Origin of the sequence: Kitasatospora sp. NPDC057936, assembly GCF_042887525.1 — a bacterium.
In the GTDB taxonomy this organism is placed as follows: domain Bacteria; phylum Actinomycetota; class Actinomycetes; order Streptomycetales; family Streptomycetaceae; genus Kitasatospora.
Genome location: NZ_JBHVPD010000003.1, coordinates 74886 through 99464 on the forward strand (window position 1 = coordinate 74886; position 24579 = coordinate 99464).

Genomic DNA, 24579 nt, shown 5'->3' on the forward strand with positions numbered 1-24579 from the left:
GGGACCTTCGTGAACGAGGCACCGATCAGGCTGCTGCTGGTCGACGACCACCCGGTGGTCAGGGACGGGTTGCGCGGCATGTTCACCGCCGCCCCCGGCTTCGAGGTGGTCGGCGAGGCCGGCGACGGCGCGGAGGCGCTGCCGCTGATCGCCGCGCTGCTCCCGGACGTCGTGCTGATGGACCTGCGGATGCCGCGGATGGACGGCGTCACGACGATCCGCACGATGGCCGAGCGCGGCCTGACCAGCCGGGTGCTGGTGCTCACGACGTACGACACCGACGCGGACGTGCTGCCCGCCGTCCGGGCCGGCGCGACCGGCTACCTGCTCAAGGACGCGGCCCGCGAGGAGCTCTTCCACGCCGTCCGGGAGGCCGCCCGCGGCGCCTCGGTGATCGCGCCGACGGTCGCCGCCAAACTGCTCGGCCAGGTCCGCGAGCCGGTCCGGGAGGCGCTCAGTCCGCGCGAGGTGGAGGTGCTGGAGCTGGTCGCCTCCGGCGCGACCAACCGGGAGGCCGCGGCCCGGCTGTTCATCAGCGAGGCGACGGTGAAGACCCACCTCATCCACATTTACACGAAGCTCGACGTCAAGGACCGCGCGTCCGCCGTCGCCGCCGGCTACAACCTGGGCCTGCTGACGCCGACGCCGCCTCGGTAACCTGGGACGGTGCTCGAACCCGCTCTGCTGCCGACCCCGCTGGTGGACTGCACCGACGAGGCGCTCGCCCGGGCCGGGGTCGAGCTCCGGCTCAAGCGGGACGACCTCCTGCACCCGGCCGTCCCCGGCAACAAGTGGCGCAAGCTCGGGCCCAACCTGGCGGCGGCGGTCGAGCAGGGCCACACCCGGCTGCTCACCTTCGGCGGCGCGTACTCCACGCACCTGCGCGCGGTCGCGGTGGCCGCCGCGGCGCTGGGGCTGGAGAGCGTCGGACTCGTCCGCGGCGACGAGCTGGCCAGCCGGCCGCGCAACTGGTCGCTGCGGGCGGCCGAGGCGGCCGGGATGGAGCTCGCCTTCCTGTCCCGCACGGAGTACCGCGAGGCGACCGGCCGCAGTGGCTCCGCCGATGCGGAGGGCCGGGCGGCGCTGCAACGGCGGTGGGGCCCGTGCCTGGTGCTCCCCGAGGGCGGTTCCAACGCGCTCGCCGCGATCGGCGCGGCGGCGATCCCGGCCGAGCTGACCGACCTCGGCGCCCGTGACGTCGTCTGCTGTCCGGTCGGCACCGGCGGCACGCTGGCCGGGATCGCGGCGGGCCTGCCGTCCGGTGCCCGGGCGCTCGGCGTGGCGGTGCTGCGCGGCGGCGCGGGTTACCTGGAGGACGAGGTCGCGCGGCTCCACCGGGCCGCGTACGGGCGGGAGTTCGGCAACTGGCGGATCGACCACGCCCACCACGGCGGCGGCTACGGCAAGGTCCGGCCCGAACTCGCCGCCTTCGCCGAGCGGTTCGAGCGCCGACACGGCGTCGCGCTGGAGCGCCGGTACGTCGCGAAGCTCCTGGCCGCCCTCCACGACCTGGCCGCCGAGGGGGAGTTCCCCCGCGGCACCCGTCTGACGGCCGTCGTCACGGGCCTGCCGGACCCGGTCTGAGCCCTGCCCGGCGTCCTACCCGAACGTGAGGTTCGTGCAGGGGTCGGTGTCGGCGTTGCGCTCGTTCTCCGCTATGCCCGTCGGGATCCCGCCGGGCACCGTCGCGGTCGGACTCGGGCTCGCGCCCAGGTCGTTGATCTGGGTGCCGGCCGGCTGGTAGTCGCGGCCGAGGGTGACGGTGACCGCCCCGCTGCCGGGTTCCTCGACGGCCTTGGCCCCCGGGAAGAGGGCGGCCACCTGGTCGGCGGCGGCCTTCAGCGCCGGGTCGTAGGAGACCTGGGTGGTCTGCCGCCCGGGGTCGTTGGCGCCGAGCGTGACGTTCGTGAAGCCGCGCGCCTTGAGCGCCGCCGCGCCGGAGCCGGCCAGGCCCGAGGTGCCGACCCCGTTGACCACGACGACCGGCGCCGCGGCCTGCTCGGGCGCGAGCGGCCCGGCGGAGGCGGACGCCGTCGCGCCGGCGCTCGCGGACGCGGTGGCCGCGCCCGTGCCCGCGGTGCCCTGACCGTCGAGGGTGCGGTCCTCCTTGAGCAGCTTCCACAGGGTGTCCGCGTCGGGCTGCACCAGCCGGACGCGCTCCCCGGCGAAGCGCCAGGGCGCGGTGACGAAGGTGACGTCGGAGAGCTTGATGTCCTGGACGGACCGGGCGAAGTCCACGAGCTTCATCGCGGTGCCGAGGCCCTCGTCCACGGTGAGCGACTTGGTGGCCGCGTCGGCCAGCGGCAGCAGGGTGGGCAGCGAGAAGCCCTGGGCCTGGACCTTCTTGATCATCGAGGAGAGGAAGGCCTGCTGGCGCTTCATCCGGCCTATGTCCGAGCCGTCGCCGATGCCGTGCCGCGTCCTCAGGTAGTCCACCGCGGACTGTCCGGAGAGCTTCTGCAGGCCCTTCTTGAGGTGGATGCCGTACTGGTCGACGTCGTTGGGCACGCAGGCGTCCACGCCGCCGATGGCCTCGGTCATCGCGGCCGCGCCCTTGAAGTCGACCACGACGGTGTGGTCGATCCGCAGGCCGGTGAGGCTCTCGACGGTGTTCTGCGTGCAGGCCGGGTTGCCGTGCGCGAACTGGCCCAGGCTGAAGGCCGAGTTGAACATCTGGTCGTTGCGCGGCCTGGTCCAGGTGCCGTCCTGCAGCTTGCAGGACGGGATCGTGACCAGGGTGTCCCGGGGTATCGAGACGCCGACGGCGTGCTTGTGGTCCGCGTATATGTGCACCAGGATCGCGGTGTCCGAGTTGCCGACGCCCTCGTCGCCGCCGCCGAGCGCGTCGTTGCCGTCGTCCCGGGTGTCCGAGCCGAGCAGCAGGACGTTGACCGGCACCTGGGCACCCGGCGTCGCCGGGGCCGGCGCGGGCGGGCGCTCGGTGGCGACGCCGCCCGCGTCGAATGTGGTGATGTTGTGGTCGAGCCGGTGGTAGAACCAGGCCCCGGCCCCCACGACGGACAGCACCAGGACGGCGGCCAGGCCGATGGCGGTCCGCAGGAAACGCCGCCTGGGCGAGCTGCTGCTCATCCTCGCGGTCCCCCCGTCTTCGTCTGTTGCTGTTCGGTGTTCGAACATTAGACGTTTCGGGAAGGCGTTCGGTTACCTCGGTGAAGGTCCGGGTTCGGCGCCCGCGCCTGTGATGCTGGTCACGCTCCGGGCCCGGAGGCGCCCGTGAGCATCCGTCGGAGCAGGTCGCGCAGGACCGTCCGCTCGTCCTGGCCGAGCGCAGCCAGCGGCTCGCGGGCGAAGTTCAGCGACTCGCGCAACTCCTCGGAGGCGGCGGCGCCGCTGTCGGTGGCGGCGACCAGCTTGACCCGGCGGTCCTGCCGGTCGGCCTCTCTGGTCACGAAGCCGCGGGACTCCAGGCGGTCGACGATGCCGGTGATGTTCGACGGCTCACAGCTGAGCGTCTGGGCGATCTGCCGCATCGGCATCGGCCCCCGGCGCAGGAGGGCGAGCACCTTGGCCTGGGCCCCGGTGAGCGACCGGGCGGCCGCGGCGTCCTCGTACTCGCGGTGGAAGAGCGCGACCAGGTTGGCCATGAGGTCGACGACCTCGCGGGTGATCTCGTCGGGCTGCTGCGGCGTGGCGGCCGCGGTCGGCTGCGTCTCCATGGGGCACAGTCTACCTGAAAAGTTGACAACCTGAACCTTTCATGTCCATCGTTACTTCATTCACTCAACATTTCATGTGTGAGACACCGCCGATCACTCCCAGGAACAAAGGAACAATCCGATGGCAGAGCAGGCAGCGCCGACCACCGCCCGTGAGTGGCACCTCGCCGCGCGTCCGCAGGGCTGGCCGGTCCCGGCCGACTTCGCCCTCGTCGAGGCCCCGGTCCGCACCCCCGGCCCGGGCGAGATCCTGGTCCGCAACGCCTTCCTCTCGGTCGACCCGTACATGCGCGGCCGGATGAACGACGTGAAGTCCTACCTGCCGCCGTTCCGGCTGGGCGAGGCCATGGACGGCGGCGCCGTCGGCTACGTCGTCGCCTCGGAGGCCGAGGGCTTCGCCCCCGGCGACGCCGTGCTGCACGGCCTCGGCTGGCGCGAGTACGCGACCGTCGACGCCAAGCGCGCCGTCAAGGTCGACGCCGCCGCCGCCCCGCTCTCCGCCTACCTCGGCGTGCTCGGCATGCCCGGCCTGACCGCCTACGCGGGCCTGCTCGCCGTGGGCGCCCTCAAGGAGGGGGACAAGGTCTTCGTCTCCGGCGCGGCCGGCGCGGTCGGCTCGCTGGTCGGCCAGATCGCCCGGCTCAAGGGCGCCTCCCTGGTGGTCGGCTCGGCCGGCTCCGCGGAGAAGGTCGCCAAGCTGGTGGACGAGTACGGCTTCGACGCCGCCTTCAACTACAAGGACGGCCCGGTCGCCGAGCAGCTCGCCAAGGTCGCCCCGGAGGGCATCGACCTCTACTTCGACAACGTCGGCGGCGACCACCTGGAGGCCGCGATCGGCGCGCTCGGCGTGCACGGCCGCGCGGTGCTCTGCGGCGCCATCGCCCAGTACAACGACACCGCCGCGCCCGCCGCCCCGCGCAACCTCGCGCTCGCGATCGGCAAGCGGCTGCGCCTGGAGGGCATGCTGGTCGGCGACCACGCCGCGCTCCAGCCGCAGTTCGTCGGCGAGGTCGCGGGCTGGCTCGCGGCCGGTGAACTCCGTTCCGACGAAACCGTGGTGGACGGCTTCGAGAACGCGGTGGAGGCCTTCATCGACCTGCTGCGCGGCGCCAACACCGGCAAGATGGTCGTCCGCCTGGGCGCCTGACCCGTCATCAGGGAATCCGACCGCCCCGCCGCCCGCCCCGGGCGCGCGGGGCGGTTTGCATGCACGGCGCAGGGAGGGGCGTCGCACTACCGTATTCCGGCCGGATCCGAAAGCACGTCATCCATCGTGCGGGGCGGCGCGGTACGGTGGTCCCGCCTGGCGATGGGGCCGTTCGGGGGAGAGATCCGGCCGAGGGGTAGACCTCGTTGAGGATTCGACTAGCATTGAGCGAAAGCCTGTCCGTTTTGCTCAATTTAGTGGCTTAATGTCGGCAAACGTGGGTAACTGTGGATCAACTGCAGGCACGAGGCAGCTGGGGAAGGCGACCCTCGTCCACAGCCTGGAGGTCCCGGTGACGACACGTGGAGTTCTCTACATCCACTCCGCGCCCCGCGCGCTGTGCCCGCACGTCGAGTGGGCCGTCGCGGGAGTGCTCGGTGTGCGGGTGAGCCTGGACTGGATCCGCCAGCCGGTCGCACCCGGACACTGGCGCGCCGAGCTCTCCTGGCAGGGTGAGCCCGGTACGGCCTCGAAGCTCGCCTCCGCGCTGCGCGGCTGGCAGCTGATGCGGTACGAGGTCACCAGCGAGCCCTGCGCCACGGCGGAGGGCGAGCGCTACAGCAGCACGCCCTCGCTCGGCATCTTCCACGCCGTCACGGGCATCCACGGGGACATCCTGATCCCCGAGGACCGGCTGCGCGCCGTCCTGCTGCGCGCCCGCAGCGAGGGGGCCGACCTGGAGGCCGAGATCTCCCGGCTGCTCGGCAAGCCCTGGGACGACGAGCTGGAGCCGTTCCGGTACGCCGGTGAGGGCGCGCCGGTGCGCTGGCTGCACCAGGTGGTCTGACCGCCGGCACGCACCCCCGGAACGACGGAAGGGGCCGGCGCTCACGAAGAGCGCCGGCCCCTTCCGGACGTACGGGCGGGTCAGCGGGTGCGGAAGGCCAGCACCACGTTGTGGCCGCCGAAGCCGAACGAGTTGTTCAGCGCCGCGATCCGGCCCTCGGCGGGCAGCGCGCGGGCCTCGTCGCGCACGATGTCCGCGTCCACGTCGTCGTCGAGCTCCTCGACGTTGATGGTCGGCGGGGCGAGCCGGTTGTAGAGGGCCAGCACGGTGGCGACGGTCTCGATGCCGCCGGCGCCGCCCAGCAGGTGGCCGGTCATCGACTTGGTGGCCGAGACGGCGATGTGGTCCAGGTGCTCGCCGAGCTCCTTGCGCAGCGCCTTCAGCTCGGCGGTGTCGCCCTGCGGGGTCGAGGTGGCGTGCGCGTTGACGTGCACGATCTCGGCCTTGTCGAGGGTGTTGCGGTCGAACAGGTCGGCCAGCGCGCGGGCCACGCCGGCGCCGGTCGGCTCGGGCTGGGCGATGTGGTGGGCGTCCGAGGACAGGCCCTGGCCCACGGCCTCGCAGTAGATCCGGGCCCCGCGGGCCTCGGCGTGCTCGACCGACTCCAGCACGACGACGCCGGCGCCCTCGCCGAGGACGAAGCCGTCGCGGCCCTTGTCGTACGGGCGCGAGGCGCGCTCGGGATCGTCGTTGTTCTTGGACATCGCCATCATGTTGGCGAACGCGGCGATCGGCAGCGGGTGGATCGCGGCCTCGGTGCCGCCGGCCACCACGACGTCGGCGCGGCCGCTGCGGATCATCTCGATCGCGTAGCCGATCGCCTCGGCGCCGGAGGCGCAGGCGGAGACGGGGGTGTGCACACCCGCGCGGGCGCCGACCTCCAGGCCGACGTTGGCCGCCGGGGAGTTGGGCATCAGCATCGGGACGGTGTGCGGGGAGACCTTGCGGGAGCCCTTCTCCTTCAGTACGTCGTACTGGTCGAGGAGGGTGGTCACGCCGCCGATGCCGGAGGCGATGACCGCGCCGAGGCGCTCGGGGGCGAGCTTGGAGGACTCGTCGGTGGCCGGGGTCTCGTAGCCGGCGTCGGCCCAGGCCTCGCGGGCGGCGATCAGCGCGAACTGCGCCGAGCGGTCCAGCTTGCGGGCCAGCGGGCGGGGCAGGATCTCGCCGGGGTCGACCGCGGTGCGGGCGGCGATGCGGACGGGCAGGTCCGCGGCCCACTCCTCGGTCAGGGCCGACACTCCGGAACGGCCCGCCACCAGGTTCTCCCAGGTGGTGGCGGCGTCGCCGCCCAGCGGCGTGAAGGCGCCGATACCCGTGACGACCACGGTACGGTTTTCAGCGGTCACTGGTTCTTCTTCTCTCACGTTGGTGCGGGGTCGGCGGCGAGCCGGGGGGTGGGGCCCGGCCGGGCGCCCGGTGGGGGCGGCCCGGCCGGCGGGTCGGCCGACTCGGCGAGCCGACCGACGATCACGCGACCGCTCAGGCGGCGTTGGTGACGATGTACTCGACGGCGTCGCCGACGGTCTTCAGGTTCTTGACCTCGTCGTCCGGGATCTTGACGTCGAAGCGCTCCTCGGCGGCCACGACGACCTCGACCATGGAGAGCGAGTCGACGTCCAGGTCGTCGGTGAACGACTTGTCGATCTGGACGTCCTCGGTCGGGATGCCGGCGATCTCGTTGACGATCTCGGCGAGACCTTCCAGGACCTCGGCCTTGTCCATAGCCATACTGGCTGCTCCTCTTCGGTGTTGAACGCGTCCGACCGGCGGACGGACGCAGGCTTGCGGATGAGTGGGGCGAAACGCGCCTAGGGGAGCGTAACGACTGCCGCGGCGTACACGAGACCCGCCCCGAACCCGATGATCAGCGCGAGGTCTCCGCTGCGGGCCTCGCCGCTCTCCAGCATGCGCTCCATCGCCAACGGGATGGAGGCCGCCGAGGTGTTCCCGGTTTCGGTGATGTCGCGGGCGACCGGCACCGAGTCGGGCAGCTTGAGGGCCTTGATCATGGCATCGGTGATGCGCATGTTGGCCTGGTGCGGGATGAAGGCGCCGAGCTGGTCGGCGGTGATGCCGGCGGCGTCCAGCGCCTGCTGGGCCACCTTGGCCATCTCCCAGACGGCCCAGCGGAAGACCGTCTGGCCCTCCATCCGCAGGGCCGGCCACTTGGCCTCCTCACCCGCGCCGTTGACGGCGTCGGGCTTGGCGAACGCGGTGTCCCAGGCCTGGGTCTGCGAGATGACGTCCTTCTGCGAGCCGTCCGAGCCCCAGATCACCTTGCCGATGCCGGGGGTGTCGGAGGGGCCGACGATCGCGGCGCCGGCGCCGTCGCCGAAGATGAACGCGGTCGAGCGGTCCGACTGGTCGGTCAGGTCGCTCAGCCGCTCGACGCCGATCACCAGCACGTACTCGGCGCTGCCGCCGCGGATCATGCCGTCGGCCAGGCCCAGGCCGTAGCCGAAGCCGGCGCAGGCGGCCGAGATGTCGAAGGCCGGGGCGGTGCCGCAGCCCAGGCGCTCGGCGATCTCGGTGGCGATCGCGGGGGTCTGCTTGAGGTGCGAGACGGTCGCGACGATGACGCCGCCGATCTGGTCGGGGGCGATCCCGGCCTGGGCGATGGCCTTGCCGGCGGCCTGCACCGACATCTCGGCGACGCTCTCCTCCGGACCGGCCCAACGGCGCTCGGCGATGCCGCTGCGGGTGCGGATCCACTCGTCCGAGGACTCGATCCACTCCAGGACCTCGGAGTTCGGGATCACGCGGACGGGACGGTAACCGCCCACGCCGTGGATCCGTGAGTACTCGGCCCCGGTCGAAGGACGAATCTGCGGCTTGCTCATGCGGCCACCTCGCTGCGCTCGGCGGTCGCTTCGCAAGATGCGCACCTGCCGATCATTCGTTCGCTGCGCTCACTCATGCCTGGCTCTCCTGGTCCTTACCGCCGTGCTCCGCGATCAGCTCGCGAGCCTTGTCGAGGTCGGCGGGGGTCTTGAGGGCGAGCGTCGCCACACCCTTGAGGTTGCGCTTGACCAGGCCGGTGAGCGTGCCCGCGGGGGCCAGCTCGATCACGGCGGTCGCGCCCAGCGCGGCCAGCGTCTCCATGCAGAGGTCCCAGCGGACCGGGTTGGAGACCTGCGACACCAGACGCTCCAGCACCTCGGTGCCGGAGGAGACCACCGCGCCGTCCCGGTTGGAGACGTAGCGCACCTGCGGATCGGCCACGGTCAGGGTCGGGGCCAGCTTCGCCAGCCGCTCGACGCCCGGGGCCATGTGCTCGGTGTGGAAGGCGCCCGCCACCTTCAGCGGGATCAGCCGGGCGCCGGTCGGCGGGTCCGCCTTCAGCGCCTCCAGCTGGGCGAGCGTGCCGGCGGCGACGATCTGGCCGCCGCCGTTGTTGTTGGCCGGGGTCAGGCCGTGCTCGGTCAGCTTGGCCGCGACGGCCTCCGGGTCGCCGCCGAGGACGGCGGTCATGCCGGTCTCGGTGACGGCGGCGGCCTCGGCCATCGCGCGGCTGCGCTCCCGAACGAAGGTCAGCGCGTCGTGGGCGCCGAGCACACCGGCGCCGGCGGCGGCGGTGATCTCACCGACGCTGTGGCCGGCCACGGCGCCGACCAGGGAACGGGCGGCGGTCTCGTCGGGGAAGAGCGCGCGGGCGGTGACCAGGCCGGCGGCGACCAGCAGCGGCTGGGCGACGGCGGTGTCCTTGATCTCCTCCGCGGAAGCCTCCGTGCCGGCGTGCAGGAGGTCGAGTCCGGCGACCTCCGACCAGCCGCTCAGGCGGTCGGCGACACCGTCGACCTCCAGCCAGGGGCTGAGGAAACCGGGGGTCTGGGCACCCTGTCCAGGGGCGACGATTACGAGCACGGTTCAACCCTCTCTCGCCAGGCGCCCGGGGGCGGGTAGGCGACGGTAACGAAGAAAACCATCCGGGATTGTAAGTTCCCTACATCCTGGTCAGCCCTGCTCGCCGACGGACGTCAGTCGGCCGAGGGCCAGGGCGATCCGCAGCGTGAACGCCGATCGAACGTCCGATGGCGCGTAGCCCGTGACGTCGGTCACACGTCGGAGCCGGTAGCGCACCGTGTTCGGGTGGACGAAGAGCATCCGGGCGGCGCCCTCCAGCGAGGAGGCCTGCTCCAGGTAGACGCTCAGCGTCTCCAGCAGGGCTGAGCCCGCCTCGTCGAGCGGTGTGTAGATCTCCTCCACCAGCTGGCGGCGGGCCGCCTCGTCGCCGGCGAGCGCGCGTTCGGGCAGCAGGTCGTCGGCCAGCACCGGGCGGGGGGCGTCCGGCCAGGCGGCGCAGGCCCGCAGGCCGGCCGCGGCGGCGTGCGCCGAACGGGTGGCCGAGAGCAGGTCGGGCACGGTCGGGCCGACCACGACCGGGCCCGGCGCGAACTGGCCGATCAGTGCCCGGGCCGCGTGCACCGGCTCCTTGTCGCCGCCCACCACGACCACCAGGCGCTTGCCCAGGACGCCGGTCAGCACGTTCAGCTTGGCGTAGCGGGCGGCCCGCCGGATCGCCTCGACGACCAGCTCGCTGTCGCCGTCCGGGGCGCTGCCCATCACCACCCGGACCTGGCTCGGCTGGCCCCAGCCGAGCGCCGCGGCGCGCGAGAGCACTCCCTCGTCCGCATCGCCGGAGAGCAGCGAGTTGACGACCAGCGCCTCCAGCCGGGCGTCCCAGGCGCCGCGCGCCTCGGCCGCCTGGGCGTAGACCTGGGCGGTGGCGAAGGCGATCTCCCGGGCGTAGACCAGCACGGACTCGCGCATGTCCGCCTCGTCGCCGGGGGCGGCCACCTCCTCGATGGCCTCCTCCATCACCTCGATCGTGGTGCGGATCAGCTCGACGGTCTGGCGCAGCGTGATCGCCCTGGTCAGCTCGCGCGGGGCGGTGCCGAAGACGTCGGTGGAGATCGCCTGCGCGGCCTCCGGCTGGCGGTACCACTCGGTGAAGGCGGCGATGCCCGCCTGGGCGACCAGACCGATCCAGGAGCGGTGCTCGGGCGGCATCCGCCGGTACCAGCCGAGCTGGTCGTCCATCCGCGCGATCGCGGCGCTGGCCAGCTTGCCCGAGGACTTCTCCAGCCGCTTGAGCGTCGCGGCCCGGCGCTCGGCGCGGTCCGCGGCGTTTCTGCGCTCCTGCGGGGTCAGGCGCGGCGCGGAGCGGCCGGGGCGGTGGCGGCCCGGTGCGGAGGCCGGGGCCTTCCCGCCCGGCGCGGGATTCTCGGTGGGGTCGCTGGTGGCGTCTGAGGAAGCGGCTGGCACAAGGACAAGACTGCCTCACGTGAGTCACTGCTCGTGCACACCCCCCGGCGGAGCGCCGCGGTGGCACCCGTCACACCGGTTACGGTGGGGCCGTGACCGACGCCCCCGCCCGCCCCCGCGCGGACCACCGCCGCACCGCCGAGCGCTACCTCTCCACCCCGGCGGAGGGCGTCGAGACCAGGCACGCGTTCTCCTTCTCGGGGCACTACGACCCGAAGAACACGCACTTCGGCGCGCTGCTCGCCTGCAACGAGGAACTCCTCGCGCCCGGGGCCGGGTTCGACGAGCACAAGCACCGGGACACCGAGATCCTCACCTGGGTCCTGGAGGGCGCGCTGGCGCACCGGGATTCGCACGGCCACAGCGGCGTGGTGCGCCCGGGGATGGTCCAGCACCTGAGCGCGGGCTCGGGCGTGACCCACACCGAGCGCAACGTCGGCGGTGCCGAGGGGCCGGTCCGGTTCGTCCAGATGTGGCTCCAGCCAGACGCGTTCGACGCGCCCCCGGCGTACGGGCTGCGCCGGGTGGAAGCGGCCGCGGGCGGGTTGACGCTGCTGGCCTCCGGGCTGGAGCGCGACGCCGGGGCGGACGTCCTGCGGCTGCGGCGCAGCGACGCCGCGCTCTGGCTGGCGACCGCGGGGCCGTGGCAGCCGCTGCCCCGACTGCCCTCCGCGGCTTGGCGCTACGCGCATCTGACGGCCGGCGCGCTGGGCTACCGGACGGTGCCGGGCCCCAAGGGCGAGGGGCGTTCGATGGTGCCGGGGGACAGCGTGCGGATCACCGGTGACGCGTTCGCGGACCCGTCGGCCGGTGAGACCGGCGCCGAACTCCTGCTGTGGGAGATGCACTCGCCGGTCTCGTACGGCTGACTCGGCCGGCCAGCCCCCGGCAGCCAGGCCAGTCCCGGCAGCTAGGCCGGCCCCGGCAGTTCGGCCAGCACCGCGTCGGACAGCTGCGGCCAGGCCTCGGCCGCCCAGGGGCCGAAGTCCCGGTCGGTGAGGGCGATGCAGGCGGCCCCGGCCGCCGGGTCGACCCACAGGAAGGTGCCGGACTGGCCGAAGTGGCCGAAGGTCGCGGGGGAGTTGGCGGTGCCCGTCCAGTGCGGGGTCTTGCCGTCGCGGATCTCGAAGCCGAGGCCCCAGTCGTTGGGGCGGCGGTGGCCGTAGCCGGGCAGCACGCCGCTGGTGCCGGGGAAGGCGACCTCGCGGGTGGCCCGGTGGACGGTGGACGGGTCGAGCAGCTTGGGGGACTGCAGCTCGGCGGCGAACCGGGTGAGGTCGGCGAGCGTGGACAGGCCGCCCGCGCCGGCCGGGGACTTGTGGGCGGTGTTGACCAGGGTGTCGTGCATGCCCAGCGGCTCGAACACCGCCTCGGCGGCGTAGCGCGAGAACTCGATCCCGGCGGCCGTGGCGAGGGCGTTCGCCAGCGCGTCGAAGCCGGCGTTGGAGTAGAGGCGGCGCTTGCCCGGCTCGCCGAACACCCGGTCCTCGTCGAAGCCGAGGCCGGAGGTGTGGGCGAGCAGGTGGCGGACGGTCGAACCGGGCGGGCCGGCCGGGTCGTCGAGCTCGAAGACTCCCTCCTCCACGGCGACCAGCGCGGCGTAGGAGGTGAGCAGCTTGGTCACCGACGCGAGCGGGAACAGGTGCTGCTGCGGTCCGTGCGAGCCCAGCACCGCTCCGTCCGAGCCCCGGACGACCGCCGCGGCGGCGTGGGGGACGGGCCAGTTCTCGATCATCCGCAAGCTCTCCATGGGCCCGACTCTAACGGGGCTCGAAAGCGGGTGGCGGGACCACCCGGTTGTGAGGCTTGCTTGGAGTGCACTCCAACTAGGTAGCGTCGTCGTCATCACGGCACAGGGGGTATCGGTCATGGCCACACTCGCACCCGTCGAGGTCGATCTGCGGAGCTGTTCCGAGGTGTTCGGCCGGCCGGTCGGCGATCCGGACCGGACTCCGCGGCACACCATCAGCGAGGTCTCGGCGGCCAGTGGACTGACCACGCACACCCTGCGCTGGTACGAGCGGATCGGCCTGCTCGACCCGGTCGACCGCGCGGTCGGCGGCCAGCGCCGCTACTGCGACGCCGACCTGCACCGGCTGGCCTTCCTCGGCCGGCTGCGGCTGACCGGCATGTCGGTGGCGGACATGCTCAGGTACGTCGACATGGCCCGCGAGGGCGAGCGGACGTACGAGGGCCGGCGGCAGCTGCTGGTGACGCAGCGCGAGGAGGTCCGCCAGCGGATCGCCGACCTCCAGGCCACTCTCGCCGTCCTCGACTACAAGATCGATCTCTACGCGGGGAAGATCGCCGACGCCTCCGGCGCACCCGTCCAGTGCCAGTACTACCGAGCAGAGGAAGAGCAGCGAGCATGACGCACCCCGCACTCCCCACCGCCCGACTCGGCGCCGACGGCCCGCTCGTCGGTGTCCAGGGCCTCGGCTGCATGGGCATGAGCGAGTTCTACGGCCCGACCGACACGACCGAGTCGCTGGCCACCCTGGACGCCGCCCTGGAGGCCGGCGTCACCCTGTTCGACACGGCCGACATGTACGGCTCCGGCCACAACGAGGAGCTGATCGGCCCGTTCGTCCGGGCCAACCGCGACCGGGTGGTGATCGCCACCAAGTTCGCCATCGAGCGCAGGGCGGAGGACCCGGGCTACCGCGCCATCCGCAACGACCCCGAGTACATCCGGGCCGCGGTCGACGCCTCGCTGCGCCGGCTGGGTGTCGACGTCATCGACCTCTACTACATGCACCGCCGCGACCCGGCCGTGCCGCTCGCCGAATCCGTGGGCGCCATGGCCGAGTTGGTGCGGGCCGGCAAGGTGCGCCACCTCGGGCTCTCCGAGGTGACCGGGGCCGAGCTGAGCGAGGCGCACGCCGTCCACCCGATCGCCGCGGTGCAGTCCGAGTGGTCGGTGTTCTCCCGCGACGTCGAGCGCTCGGTGGTGCCGGCCGCGGCCGGGCTGGGCGTCGCGTTCGTGCCGTACTCGCCGCTCGGCCGGGGTTTCCTGACCGGCTCCTTCCAGGACGCCGAGCAGCTCCCGGCCGACGACTTCCGGCGCACCCAGCCGCGCTTCACCGGCGCCAACGCGAAGGCCAACGACGCCCTGCTGGAGCCGGTGCGGCGGATCGCGGCGGACCGCGGGGTGACGCCGGCCCAGGTCGCGCTGGCCTGGGTGCACCAGCGGGCGCAGGTGCACGGGCTCACCGTCGTGCCGATCCCCGGCACCCGCAAGCGCACCCGGCTCGCGGAGAACACCGCCGCCGCGACGCTGGAGCTCCACCCCGCCGAACTGGCGCTGCTGGAGCCGGTGGCCGGCCAGGTGGCCGGGGACCGCTACCCGAGCATGGCGAACACGCAGGTCGAGCGCGAGTAACGGCCTTCGGGGCCGGGCGCGTTCGGCCCGGGGGGCTGCGCCGGCTCCCCGGGCCGCTCGCGTACGGCGGGTCAACTCCCGGTAATCGAACGGGATTTCGCATCGGGTGGGCAATCTCCGGGTAAAGCCTGACAACGGCCGTCATGATTGCTGCGATTCTGCTGCCATGAAGGCCGACCGGCTGCTCTCGATCCTCCTGCTGCTGCAGACCCGCGGCCGGATGCCCGCCACGGAACTGGCGGAGCGCCTGGAGGTGTCCGTCCGCACCATCTACCGCGACGTGGAGTCGCTCGCCGCGGCCGGCGTCCCGGTGTTCACCGAGCGCGGCCGGCGCGGCGGCATCGGCCTGCTGCCCGGCCACCGCGCCGACGTCGGCGGGCTGACCGGGGACGAGGCCCGCGCGCTGCTCGTGCTGTCAGCGCGGGGCGCGCACGGCGAGCTCGCGCTGGACGGGGCGCTCGGCTCGGCGCTGCGCAAGGTGATGGCGGCGCTGCCGGCGCCGGAGCCGCCCGCCGGCGGGCGCGGCGGCGAGCGCGTCCTGGTCGACCCGCCGCGCTGGCTGCCGAGCGGGGCCGGCGCCGCTGCCGGGCCGGACCTGGGCGAGCTGCAGTACGCCGTCTTCGCCGACCGGCGGCTGCGCCTGCGCTACCGGCACGGCGGCACGCCGGTGCCGGTGGAGTACACCGTCGACCCGTACGGCCTGGTGAGCCGGGCCGCGCTCTGGTACCTGGTGGCCGACCTGAACGGCGAGCCCCGGCTGTTCCGGGCCGACCGGGTGCTGGCCGCCGAGACGGCCGAGGAGCCGGTGCGCCGCCGCCCCGGGGCGGGGCTCGGCGACGTGTGGGCGGGGCTGCGCGAGCACGTGGAGCGGCGGCCGAACGAGCTGCGGGTGCGGGTACGGGTGCGGCGCGGGCGGCTGGACCTGTTCGTCCGGGTCCACGGCGGGCGGGTCACCGCGCAGCCGCCGGAGGCGGGCGCCGGGCCGGCCGAGGAGTGGGTCGAGCTGGCGATGGCGTTCCCCACGCCGGCCGCCGTCCGCGCGCTGCTCGCCTTCGGCCCGGAGGCCGAGGTGCTGTCCCCGCCCGCCGCCCGTCGGGAACTGGCCCGGGCGGCGGCGGAGGCGCTGAGGCTCTACCAGGAGTAGGGCGTGCCTTTCGCCCCCGGCCTTGAGCTCCCTGCGGGGATCAGGAGTCGGACTGCGGCCGGAGGACGACGTCCTGGTAGTGGCCGAGCGAGATCGCCGCGAAGTTGTGCAGGCTGTCGGTGCCCTCGGTGAAGTAGCCGTTGTGGCCGGCCGCGCGGGCCGAGGAGATCTCCTCGGCGCCGAAGCCGGAGGACGTCGGGTCGGCGCCGTGGCCCAGGCCGCCGACCTCCAGGTACGGGACGTTGCCGATCCAGTCGCTGGGGTTGCGGGTGGCCCACACCTTGACGCCGGTGCCGAGCTCGCTGGTGCTCTGCACGCCCATGCCGGGGCTGCCGAACACCATCATGTCGGTGACGCCGGAGGTGTCGGACGGCGAGGCCGCGGCGCGCGGGATCTCGGGGGCGGCGTCGCCGCAGACCACGGACCCGTAGGAGTGGCACAGCAGGGACGGCGGCGCGTCCGGGCGGGTGGTCTCCTTGAGCCCGGCGAGCAGGCGCTGCAGCCGGGGCGCGCCGATGTCGGCGAGGCGGGAGGTGACGGCGTCCGGGCCGAGGCCGGAGGGGGTGACGTAGCCGGTCCAGGCGATCACCGCGGTGCGGGTCTTGGGGGCCTGCTTGTGCTCCTCGGCGTACAGGGCGCGGGCCATGCCGGCGGGGGAGCGCAGCGGGTCGGCGGCCTGGTCGAAGTGGCCGAGGTCGGCGTCCGAGCCGGGCACCAGGACGGAGACCCGCTCGGCGTCGGCGAGGTCGCCCCACACCTCGGTGACCAGGCCGCGCCCGCGCGGGTCGAAGGCGAGGACCTGGCGGTCGGGGGAGAGCAGGTGCTCGACGTCGTTGGCGCGGGAGACGGCCAGTGCGCGGGCGTCGGAGTCGAGCTTGGGGTCGTTGGCGCGGGCGCGGGCGGCGTCGCGCTCCTCGGTGAGGGCGATCCGGTTGGCGCGGTAGCGCAGGTCGAGCGGGGCGCCGTCGAAGTTGCCGACGACCAGCGGGTACTGCCGGATCAGCCGGTCGAGCTCGGTGGGGGCCAGCGAGGCGAAGAACTCGGCGGCGGCGGCCGGGGTGGTGGTGGCCGGGTCGGGCAGGCCGCGGCCGAAGGAGTGGTCCTGGACCCAGGCGGCGCTGCCGGCCGGGGGCGTGCTGATCGCCAGCTGCTCGGTGGAGGCGGCGGCCGCGGCGGCCGAGGCGCCGGCGTCGGCGAGGACCGCGAAGCCCGCGAACGCCCCGATCAGTACACGCTTCCAGCGTCGACGGTTGCGCACCGCACCAACTCCCTTGGGCCCGTCACCATGTCCTGGGCGGGGCCCGAGGGGTGCGTCAGACTGCGAACTTCCCTCCGCAAGCGTAGAGGTCACGGGAGGGTGACGGACACGCCCAAACTGTGGGATGGATCACATGAACCGTGGGTGTCCGGTTCGCGTCTTCCCGTGGTTCGGGACGCCCCGCCGGGCCGGGGGCGCCGTCGTCCCGGGCGTCACCGCGCCCCCTCGTCGAACTCCCTGACGAGTCGCTTCGGCGCGGTGCGCCGCCAGGCCTCGGTGACCAGGTCGCGGAGCTCCTCGGGGTCGACGAGGTCCAGCCGGACGCTCACCCAGCCGTGCCGGCCGACGTAGGGGGCGGACGAGAACACCTCGGGTTCGGCGGCCAGGAGTTCGGCCTGGTCCTCGGGACTGGCCTTGACGGTGACCCGCTCGCCCTCGGGGGAGCCCATCGCGAAGATCCTGGCGCGCACCCGCAGCGTCTCGATCTCCCACGTCGGCTCCTGCGCGGCCTCCGGAAGGGCCAGGGCCATCGCGCGGAACTCGTCGAACGTCACCATGACGGCAGGTTAGAGCACGCCACCGACAACGCGCCCCCGGTGCGCGCCAAGGCGCTCCGGGGGCGCGTGCCGGCTGGGGCGGGCGGGTCACACCACGCCCAGCGCGTACGCGGTGAACAGGGCCGCACCGGCTCCGGCCACGGCCTTCCACGGGCGGGAGAGGGCCGTCCACGGCGCGTCGAACCGCCGGGCGAACCAGCCGATCCCCACCAGCGCGGCCGCGAACAGCGGGAGCAGCGCCAGCCGGGCGGCCACCCAGGTGAGGGAGTCCGGCGCGGTGGTCAGCCCGGGGACGGCGCCGAGGCCGGCGGCGCCGGGCACCGCCACGGCGAGCATCGCGGTCTGGTGCCAGCAGAAGACCGTCATCGCCGACAGGTTGACCACGACCACCGGCAGCCACAGCAGCGGACGGCGGGTCAGCAGCCGGCCCAGGCGCTCCCGCAGCAGGACCGCGGCGCCGCACTGCGCCGCCGCCAGGGCGAGCACCAGCAGGGACGGCGGGTGCGAGTTGGTCCGCTCGACGCCGGGCACGCCGACCATGCTCGCCGGGTAGTGGAACACCAGCAGCAGCGCGGCGAACAGCACGGCGCCGCCGCCCAGCAGGACCCGCGCGGCCCGGCGGTCGAGCCGGCCCCGCGCCCACAGCACGCCCAGCTGGTAGCCGAACAGCCAGCCCGGCAGGATGTTGACCAGCCCGACCCAGGACGGCACCGCCTCCGCCCACGGCCCGTACCGCAGTGCGTCCACCACGGCGACGACGGCCACCAGGAGCCCCGCCGACCACGCGCCGAGCCGACGGGCGGCGGCCAGGCAGACCGAGGTGAGCGCGGTCACCCCCAGGTAGACGGCGATGTACCAGAGCGGCTGCACCACCAGCGTCGCGCCGGTGCGGACGGTGCCGGCCGGGACGCCGAGCCGGGGCAGCAGCGGGATCAGCACCGCCCACACCGCCGTCACGCCGAGCACCGGGCGCAGCAGCCGGACCGTCCGGGCGCGCAGCCAGCCCCCGTAGGTCGTGCCCCTGGCGCGGGCGCGGTCCAGCGAGCGGACCGAGGAGTAGCCGCCGACCAGGAAGAACACCCCGAGCATCTGCAGCACCCAGCTGACCGGGGCGAAGCCGCCGAGGGCGGAGAGCGGGCTGGCGTTGTGCAGGGTGCCGTCGGGGTCGCGGGTGAATCCGCCGAGCATCCAGTGCCCGAGCGGGACGGCGAGCAGGGCGAGGGCGCGCAGGCCGTCGAGGGCGCGGTCGCGGTGCGCGGGGGTGCGGGCGTCGACCTCGTGGGCGGCGCGGCGCAGGGCGGTGAGCGGGTGGGCCATGGCGGTGCTCCTTCTCCGGTTGCGGCGGTCCGGGCTGGTCAGCGGCCCTGCGCGAGGGCGGCGTAGGCGGTGAGCGAGGCGGTGCCGGGGGCGAAGTAGCCGGTGTGGCCGTGCGAGCCGGTGGACGGCAGGGGGCGGGCGCCGAAGTCCGGGCCGGTCGGGTCGGCGCCGTGGCCGAGGCCGAACAGCGAGACGTTGGGCACCCGGCCGATCCAGTCGGAGTCGTTGCGGGTGGTGGCCCAGAGCGGGACGCGGGGGTCGAGGTCGGCGGCGGAGCCGACGCCCATGCCGGGCGAGCCGAGCACCACCACGCCGGAGGCCTGTGCGGGGCCCGGGTGGGCCAGGCCGCAGACGACCGAGCCGTAGCTGTGGCAGAAGACGGTGGCCGGGGCCTCGGGGCGGGTGCTGACGGCGAGCCCGTCGAGCAGCCGGGTCAGCCGGCCGGCGCCGGCGCGGGCCAGGTCCTCGGTGGCGGCGTCCACGCCGAGTCCGACCGGGGTGGTGTAGCCGGCCCAGGCGATGACGGCGGTCGTCCGGCCGGTGGCCTCGTACAGGGACCTCGCCATGCCGGCGGGGGTGCCGTACGGGTCGGCGGCGCGGTCGAAGTTCAGCAGGTCGATGTCGGAGCCGGGGACGACGACGGCGGTGCGACTCGCGCCGGCCAGGTCGCCGTAGACCTCGGCGACCTGGCCGCGGCCGCGCGGGTCGAAGGCGAGGACCTGCCGTCCGCCGTCGAGCAGGGTGCGGTAGCGCTCGGCGCGGGTGCGGGCGGCGGCCTGGTCCTGCGGGGTGAGCGCCGGGTCGGCGGCGCGGGCGGCCTCCCGGTCGCGCTCGGCGGCGAGGGCCAGGGCGTTGGCGTGGTAGCGGAGTCGGACGGGCGCGCCGTCCAGGTTGCCGACCACCAGCGGGTGCCGGGCGGCGAGCGCCTCGCCCTGGGCGGGCGTCAACCGGGCGAAGAACGCGGCGACTTCGGCCGGGTCGGTGGTGGCCGGGTCGGGCAGCCGGAGGCCGAACGCGGTGTCGGCCGTCCACGCGGCGCTGCCGGGCGGCGGGCCGGTGACGGCCTGCTGCGTGTCGGCGGCCCAGCCGCCGGCGCCGAGTACCGCCGCGAGCGCGACCGTGGCGGCGGCGATCGCACGCCTGGCCCGAAACTTTCCCATCTTCCCGTACTCCCTTGTCCGTTGCTCACTGGCGACGGAGAGGAAGGTAGGAACGGGAAGGCCCCGCGGACGTCACACCGCGGGGCCAAGTCGGGGGTGCTACCCCGGTACTACCTGCTACCCACCAGGGGTCACGAGCCCGGACTCGTAGGCGAGCACGACCGCCTGGGCGCGGTCGCGCAGGTCGAGCTTGGCCAGGATCCGGCCGATGTGCGTCTTGACCGTCTGCTCGGCCAGCACCAGGCGGCCGGCGATCTCCTGGTTGGACAGGCCGCGGGCGATCAGCTCCAGCACCTCGGTCTCGCGCGGGGTCAGGCCGTTGAGCCGCACCTTGGGGTCGCGCCGGCGGGCCGGGCGGGTGCGGGCGAAGTCCTCGATCAGCCGGCGCGTCACCGAGGGCGCGAGCAGCGCCTCCCCGGCCGCGACGACCCGCACGGCGGCGATCAGGTCGGCCGGCGGGGCGTCCTTCAGCAGGAAGCCGCTCGCCCCGGCGCGCAGCGCCTCGTACACGTAGTCGTCCACGTCGAAGGTGGTCAGCATCAGCACCTTGGGCCGGTGCGCGCCCGGCACGGCCGGGTCGAGCAGCCGGCGGGCCGCCTCCAGGCCGTCCATGCCGGGCATCCGGACGTCCATCAGGACGACGTCCGGGTGGGTGCGGCCGCTGACCTCCAGGGCCTGCGCGCCGTCCGCCGCGTCCCCCACCACGTCGATGTCGCTCTGGGCGTTCAGCAGTGCGGCGAAGCCGGCCCGCACCATGGCCTGGTCGTCGACGATGATCACGCGGATGGTCATGCGGGTGTCTCCCGGGCGGGGTCGAGGGGCAGGACGGCGGCCACCTTGAAGCCGCCGTCCGGCAGCGGGCCGGTGTCCAGCCTGCCATCCACGAGCCGGACGCGTTCGCGCATGCCGACCAGCCCCTGCCCGGTGCCCTCGGCCGTGGCCTCCAGCGACTCGCGGCGTTCGGGCGGCGGCGCGTTCACCACGGTGACCAGCAGCTCGGGGCCGTCGGCCGTGAGCGACACCCAGGTCCGCGCCCCGGGCGCGTGCCGGACGACGTTGGCCAGCGCCTCCTGGACGATCCGGTACGCGGAGAGGGCGACGGCCTGCGGCACCCGCTCCGCCAGTCCCGGATCCGCCGTCAGCTCGGCCGGCACCCCGGCCCGGCCCACCGTCTCGACCAGCTGGCCGAGTTGCTCCACGCCCGGCTGGGGCGCCGTCTCGGCCGCGCTCTCCTCGCTGCGCAACACCCCCAGCAGGCGCCGCATTTCGGCGAGCGACTCGCGGGCCGAGCCGGCGATCGCGGTGAACTCCTCGACGGCCTCGTCCGGGACGCCGCCGATCCGGTACGGCGCGCTGGCCGCCTGCACCGCGATCACCGACATGTGGTGCGCCACCACGTCGTGCAGCTCGCGCGCGATCCGGGCGCGCTCCTCCAGCAGCGTGCGGCGCTCGCGCTCGGCCTCGCTGATGTGCTCCTGCTCGGTGAGCAGCCGGCGGGCCTCGGCGCGTTCCCGCAGGGCGCCGCCGAGGACCAGGACCGCGCCGCTGAGGGCGATCGCCAGCAGGCTGTTGTCCCCGCCCCAGTCGCGCACCGCGCCGAGCACGGAGAACACGAGGCTCACGGCGGTGGTGGCCAGCCACACCGCGACCAGGGTGCGGCGCGCCTCGCGGAGGGCGAGCGGCACCATCAGCAGCAGGTACCCGACCAGGCTGGTGGCCGGCCAGGGGAAGACCGGCGCGGTCTTGGTGGCCGTGGCGAGCACCACCGCGGCCGTGAGGAGGTCCGTCAGCCCGATCATCCACCAGGCGGGCAGCGGCCGGGCGGGCGCCAGGAGCAGCGGCGCGGTCTGCGCGACGGCGAGGGCCGCCGCGAGCCCGGTGTCGATGCCGTAGTCGTTGGCGAGCACGTTGATGGAGCTGGGCAGCAGCGCGGAGATCGCGGCCAGCGCGAGGACGTACGGCAGGTAGCGCAGCCAGGGCCGGCGTGACTGCGCCAGGAGCGGCGTGTGGTCGGTGGACGGGCTCAGCAGCGCGACGAACAGGGCGCGCGGGGACGGTCGGCGGGGTTTTCCGGTGGGCGGGGCGATCATCCGGCCAGCGTAGGGGCGGGTGGCGCGGTCGGCGTCGGACCGGGGACCGGATCGCGCCTAGTACTCCGGTATGACGCCGGCCATGACTCCGGCGTGACGCCGGGTGCTACGAGCGCCAGTGGCCGGCGAGGGCGGGGCCGAGCTGGTCGAAGTGGCGCTCGATCACGGCGATCATGCCCTCCGGGCCGGCCGGTTCCTGGTCGGCGGTCCAGGAGAGGTGGGCGGCGCGCAGCACGCTGCCGAAGACGGCGGCGAGGACGGTGGGGCGCAGGTCCAGGGCCGGGTCGAGGCCCTCGCGCTCGGCGATCACCTGGACCACGACCCGCTCCTGTTCGGTGACCCGGCGCAGGTGGGCGGCGAGCAGGGTGGGGGTCTCCTCGATCATCCGCATGAGTTCGAGGGCGCTGTGGATGGAGCCGAGGCCGGTGCGCTCGGCGCTCCCGAGGTCGCGCCAGGCCTTGACGATCGAGGCGCGCAGCGCCTGGAGCGGGGTCTCGGCGGCGGGGCGGTGGCGCAGGCACTCGATGAAGTAGTCCTCGGCGTCGGCCATGACGGCGAGCGCGACCTCGTCCTTGTTGGCGAAGTAGCGGAAGAAGGTGCGCTGGGAGACGTCGACGGCGGTGGCGATCTCGTCGACGGTGGTCCGCGCGAAGCCCTGGCCGAGGAAGAGGACATGGGCGGCCTGGACGAGGGCGTCGCGGGTCTGCTGCTTCTTGCGCTCGCGCAGTCCGGGCACCCGCCCCGGCGGGGTGATCGGCGCGGGGCCGGTCGGGGCAGCGGGGTGGGGGGCGTGAGCGGCCATGGCGGGGCCTTCCGGGCGCGGGTGCGGTCGGGGTGGGAGGACAACCTTAGCGGCCTGACAAATGGCAGCACTGGCCAGAAGTCAGTCTTTGCCTATTGTCAGTGGCTGACATAATCTGCCGGAAGTGGCGCCCGTCGGGCCGGGTAGCTCGTGGGGACGGGTGGGCCGGGGCGCCACGACCACGTTCATTCGGCTTCGTTCGCCGCACACGCCCCGTGGAGGGCCCCAGATGAGCCAGTCCGTCGTCAACAACGCCAAGGCGGACGACCCGCCGCAGCGCTCGGCACCGCCGGGGGGTGGGATCAAGGGCCACCCGTGGCTGACCCTGCTGACCGTCGCGGTCGGCGTGATGATGGTCGCCCTGGACGGCACGATCGTCGCGATCGCCAACCCGGTCATCCAGGAGAAGCTGAAGGCCGCGCCGTCCGAGATCCAGTGGGTGACCAGCGGCTACCTGCTCGCGCTCGCGGTCTTCCTGATCACCGCCGGCAAGATCGGCGACCGCTTCGGGCACAAGACCACGTTCCTGGTCGGCGCGGTCGGCTTCGCCGCCACCTCGGCCGCGATCGGCTTCGCCGGCGACATCCGGACCGTGATCGCCTTCCGCGTCCTGCAGGGCCTGTTCGGCGCGCTGCTCCAGCCGGCCGCGCTCGGCCTGCTGCGCGGGGCCTTCCCGGCCGAGAAGCTCAACATGGCGATCGGCATCTGGGGCGGCGTGATCGGCGCCTCCACCGCGGCCGGCCCGATCGTCGGCGGCCTGCTGGTCGAGCACGTCAGCTGGGAGTCGGTGTTCTTCATCAACATCCCGGTCGGCCTGATCGCGCTCGTCCTCGGCCTGCTGGTGCTCCGGGACGTCCGCGCCGAGAACGCCGCCAAGTCCTTCGACGTGCCCGGCATCGTGCTGCTCTCGGTGGCGATGTTCGCCCTCGTCTTCGGCATCATCAAGGCCCCCGAGTGGGGCTGGGGCGACGCGTCCACGCTGCTGCTCCTCGGCGGCGCCGTCGTGCTGATGGTGCTGTTCGCGCTCTGGCAGGGCAGGGCCGGGGAGCCGCTGATCCCGCTCGGCCTGTTCCGCTCGGTGCCGCTGTCGGCGGGCACGCTGCTGATGGTGCTGATGGCCTTCGCGTTCTTCGGCGCGATCTTCTTCGTCACCTTCTACCTGCAGAACGTGCACGGGATGACGCCGGTCCAGGCGGGCGTCCACCTGCTGCCGATGACCGGCATGATGATCGTCGGCTCGCCGGTCGCCGGCATCGCGATCGGCAAGCTCGGCCCGCGCGTCCCGATCGTGGCCGGCATGCTGATCACCACCGCCGCGATGTTCGGCATGTCCACCCTGGACACCGGCTCCGGCACCGGCGTGATGTCGCTGTGGTTCGTCCTGATGGGCCTCGGCATCAGCCCGGTCATGGTCGGCGCCACCGAGGTGATCGTCGGCAACGCCCCGCTGGAGCTGTCCGGTGTGGCCGGTGGCCTCCAGCAGGCCGCGATGCAGGTCGGCGGCAGCCTCGGCACCGCCGTGCTGGGCGCGCTGATGGCCGCCAAGGTCGGCGACGTGCTGCCCGGCAACTGGGCCAAGGCCGGGCTGCCGCCGGTCGAGGGCGCGCAGGCCGAGGGCCTCAAGCAGGCCGCCCAGCTCGGCATCGCCCCGCCGGCCCCGCCCGGCACCCCGCAGCAGGTCGTGGACGGGATGGCCGGCGCGGTCCACCAGTCCTTCGTGAGCGGCATGTCGCTCGCCTTCGCGGTCGCCGCGGTGGTGGCCTTCGGCGCCGCCCTGCTCGGCCTGCTCACCCGCCGCGGCGCCAACGACGCGGGCCCGGCCGTGCACATCTGACCGCCGCGCGCCCGTACGGCGGCCCCGGACTCGGCGGAGTCCGGGGCCGTTCGCGCACCCGGCGCCGCCCCGGAAGGCCGAAGGGCCGGACCCCCT

General features: G+C 74.0%; 24 protein-coding genes. 9 read left to right on the forward strand and 15 right to left on the reverse strand.

Annotated features, from left to right (window positions below; all coding sequences use genetic code 11):
* Positions 1-9 precede the first annotated feature (9 nt).
* On the forward strand, positions 10-657 hold the full coding sequence (locus tag ACFVU9_RS02565; protein ID WP_380445347.1) for a response regulator: 648 nt from the start codon (positions 10-12) through the stop codon (positions 655-657).
* A gap of 9 nt (positions 658-666) precedes the next feature.
* The gene (locus ACFVU9_RS02570) at positions 667-1584 is read left to right on the forward strand and encodes a 1-aminocyclopropane-1-carboxylate deaminase/D-cysteine desulfhydrase (RefSeq protein WP_387589116.1); all 918 of its coding nucleotides are present in this window, start codon (positions 667-669) and stop codon (positions 1582-1584) included.
* Between the two features lie 15 nt (positions 1585-1599).
* Here ACFVU9_RS02570 and ACFVU9_RS02575 read toward each other — a convergent pair whose 3' ends face one another.
* Complete coding sequence (locus ACFVU9_RS02575) at positions 1600-3090, reverse strand: LCP family protein (protein WP_380445349.1); 1491 nt, start codon at positions 3088-3090, stop codon at positions 1600-1602.
* A gap of 119 nt (positions 3091-3209) precedes the next feature.
* Positions 3210-3677: a MarR family transcriptional regulator gene (locus tag ACFVU9_RS02580; RefSeq protein ID WP_329931053.1), complete on the reverse strand. Its 468-nt coding sequence runs from the start codon at positions 3675-3677 to the stop codon at positions 3210-3212.
* A 121-nt stretch (positions 3678-3798) separates the two neighbouring features.
* On the opposite strand from ACFVU9_RS02580, the gene ACFVU9_RS02585 reads away from it, so the two are divergent.
* Complete coding sequence (locus ACFVU9_RS02585; protein ID WP_387589120.1) at positions 3799-4824, forward strand: NADP-dependent oxidoreductase; 1026 nt, start codon at positions 3799-3801, stop codon at positions 4822-4824.
* A 352-nt stretch (positions 4825-5176) separates the two neighbouring features.
* The gene (locus ACFVU9_RS02590) at positions 5177-5671 is read left to right on the forward strand and encodes a DUF3145 domain-containing protein (RefSeq protein ID WP_359969683.1); all 495 of its coding nucleotides are present in this window, start codon (positions 5177-5179) and stop codon (positions 5669-5671) included.
* 80 nt (positions 5672-5751) lie between these two features.
* Here ACFVU9_RS02590 and fabF read toward each other — a convergent pair whose 3' ends face one another.
* The 5 genes from fabF to ACFVU9_RS02615 form a co-directional block, all read right to left on the reverse strand.
* Entirely contained in the window at positions 5752-7020 is a 1269-nt protein-coding gene (fabF, locus tag ACFVU9_RS02595) for a beta-ketoacyl-ACP synthase II (RefSeq protein ID WP_380439278.1), read from the reverse strand.
* 133 nt (positions 7021-7153) lie between these two features.
* Positions 7154-7402, reverse strand: a complete 249-nt coding sequence (locus ACFVU9_RS02600) for an acyl carrier protein (protein ID WP_380439280.1) — start codon at positions 7400-7402, stop codon at positions 7154-7156.
* 80 nt (positions 7403-7482) lie between these two features.
* Positions 7483-8514, reverse strand: a complete 1032-nt coding sequence (locus ACFVU9_RS02605; protein ID WP_380439283.1) for a beta-ketoacyl-ACP synthase III — start codon at positions 8512-8514, stop codon at positions 7483-7485.
* Positions 8515-8587: 73 nt separating this feature from the next.
* Positions 8588-9538 carry an ACP S-malonyltransferase gene (locus ACFVU9_RS02610; protein ID WP_380439285.1) on the reverse strand — a complete coding sequence of 317 codons (951 nt, stop codon included), beginning with the start codon at positions 9536-9538 and terminating at the stop codon, positions 8588-8590.
* A gap of 90 nt (positions 9539-9628) precedes the next feature.
* Positions 9629-10825: a PucR family transcriptional regulator gene (locus ACFVU9_RS02615; protein ID WP_380439440.1), complete on the reverse strand. Its 1197-nt coding sequence runs from the start codon at positions 10823-10825 to the stop codon at positions 9629-9631.
* Between the two features lie 206 nt (positions 10826-11031).
* On the opposite strand from ACFVU9_RS02615, the gene ACFVU9_RS02620 reads away from it, so the two are divergent.
* Entirely contained in the window at positions 11032-11808 is a 777-nt protein-coding gene (locus ACFVU9_RS02620) for a pirin family protein (RefSeq protein ID WP_387589127.1), read from the forward strand.
* 41 nt (positions 11809-11849) lie between these two features.
* Here ACFVU9_RS02620 and ACFVU9_RS02625 read toward each other — a convergent pair whose 3' ends face one another.
* On the reverse strand, positions 11850-12689 hold the full coding sequence (locus ACFVU9_RS02625; RefSeq protein WP_387589130.1) for a serine hydrolase domain-containing protein: 840 nt from the start codon (positions 12687-12689) through the stop codon (positions 11850-11852).
* Between the two features lie 118 nt (positions 12690-12807).
* Between ACFVU9_RS02625 and ACFVU9_RS02630 the strand changes: the two genes are divergently transcribed.
* From ACFVU9_RS02630 to ACFVU9_RS02640, 3 genes are all read left to right on the forward strand, one after another.
* The gene (locus ACFVU9_RS02630; RefSeq protein ID WP_380500217.1) at positions 12808-13311 is read left to right on the forward strand and encodes a MerR family transcriptional regulator; all 504 of its coding nucleotides are present in this window, start codon (positions 12808-12810) and stop codon (positions 13309-13311) included.
* The gene (locus tag ACFVU9_RS02635) at positions 13308-14321 is read left to right on the forward strand and encodes an aldo/keto reductase (RefSeq protein WP_387589133.1); all 1014 of its coding nucleotides are present in this window, start codon (positions 13308-13310) and stop codon (positions 14319-14321) included. The genes ACFVU9_RS02630 and ACFVU9_RS02635 overlap by 4 nt, the downstream gene beginning before the upstream one ends.
* 166 nt (positions 14322-14487) lie before the next feature.
* Positions 14488-15465 carry a helix-turn-helix transcriptional regulator gene (locus ACFVU9_RS02640; protein ID WP_387589136.1) on the forward strand — a complete coding sequence of 326 codons (978 nt, stop codon included), beginning with the start codon at positions 14488-14490 and terminating at the stop codon, positions 15463-15465.
* 40 nt (positions 15466-15505) lie between these two features.
* Here ACFVU9_RS02640 and ACFVU9_RS02645 read toward each other — a convergent pair whose 3' ends face one another.
* The 7 genes from ACFVU9_RS02645 to ACFVU9_RS02675 form a co-directional block, all read right to left on the reverse strand.
* Complete coding sequence (locus ACFVU9_RS02645; protein WP_387589138.1) at positions 15506-16723, reverse strand: alpha/beta hydrolase; 1218 nt, start codon at positions 16721-16723, stop codon at positions 15506-15508.
* A gap of 212 nt (positions 16724-16935) precedes the next feature.
* Positions 16936-17280, reverse strand: a complete 345-nt coding sequence (locus ACFVU9_RS02650) for an MmcQ/YjbR family DNA-binding protein (protein ID WP_380439298.1) — start codon at positions 17278-17280, stop codon at positions 16936-16938.
* 87 nt (positions 17281-17367) lie between these two features.
* Entirely contained in the window at positions 17368-18597 is a 1230-nt protein-coding gene (locus ACFVU9_RS02655) for an acyltransferase (protein WP_387589141.1), read from the reverse strand.
* Positions 18598-18635: 38 nt separating this feature from the next.
* The gene (locus ACFVU9_RS02660; RefSeq protein ID WP_387589144.1) at positions 18636-19757 is read right to left on the reverse strand and encodes an alpha/beta hydrolase; all 1122 of its coding nucleotides are present in this window, start codon (positions 19755-19757) and stop codon (positions 18636-18638) included.
* Positions 19758-19874: 117 nt separating this feature from the next.
* A complete protein-coding gene (locus ACFVU9_RS02665; RefSeq protein WP_380439304.1) occupies positions 19875-20549 on the reverse strand; it encodes a response regulator in 675 nt (224 codons plus the stop codon).
* Positions 20546-21847 carry a sensor histidine kinase gene (locus ACFVU9_RS02670; RefSeq protein WP_387589147.1) on the reverse strand — a complete coding sequence of 434 codons (1302 nt, stop codon included), beginning with the start codon at positions 21845-21847 and terminating at the stop codon, positions 20546-20548. The genes ACFVU9_RS02665 and ACFVU9_RS02670 overlap by 4 nt, the downstream gene beginning before the upstream one ends.
* A gap of 106 nt (positions 21848-21953) precedes the next feature.
* Positions 21954-22649, reverse strand: a complete 696-nt coding sequence (locus tag ACFVU9_RS02675; protein WP_380439308.1) for a TetR family transcriptional regulator — start codon at positions 22647-22649, stop codon at positions 21954-21956.
* A 229-nt stretch (positions 22650-22878) separates the two neighbouring features.
* Between ACFVU9_RS02675 and ACFVU9_RS02680 the strand changes: the two genes are divergently transcribed.
* A complete protein-coding gene (locus tag ACFVU9_RS02680; protein WP_380500223.1) occupies positions 22879-24483 on the forward strand; it encodes an MFS transporter in 1605 nt (534 codons plus the stop codon).
* The last annotated feature ends 96 nt before the right edge of the window (positions 24484-24579 follow it).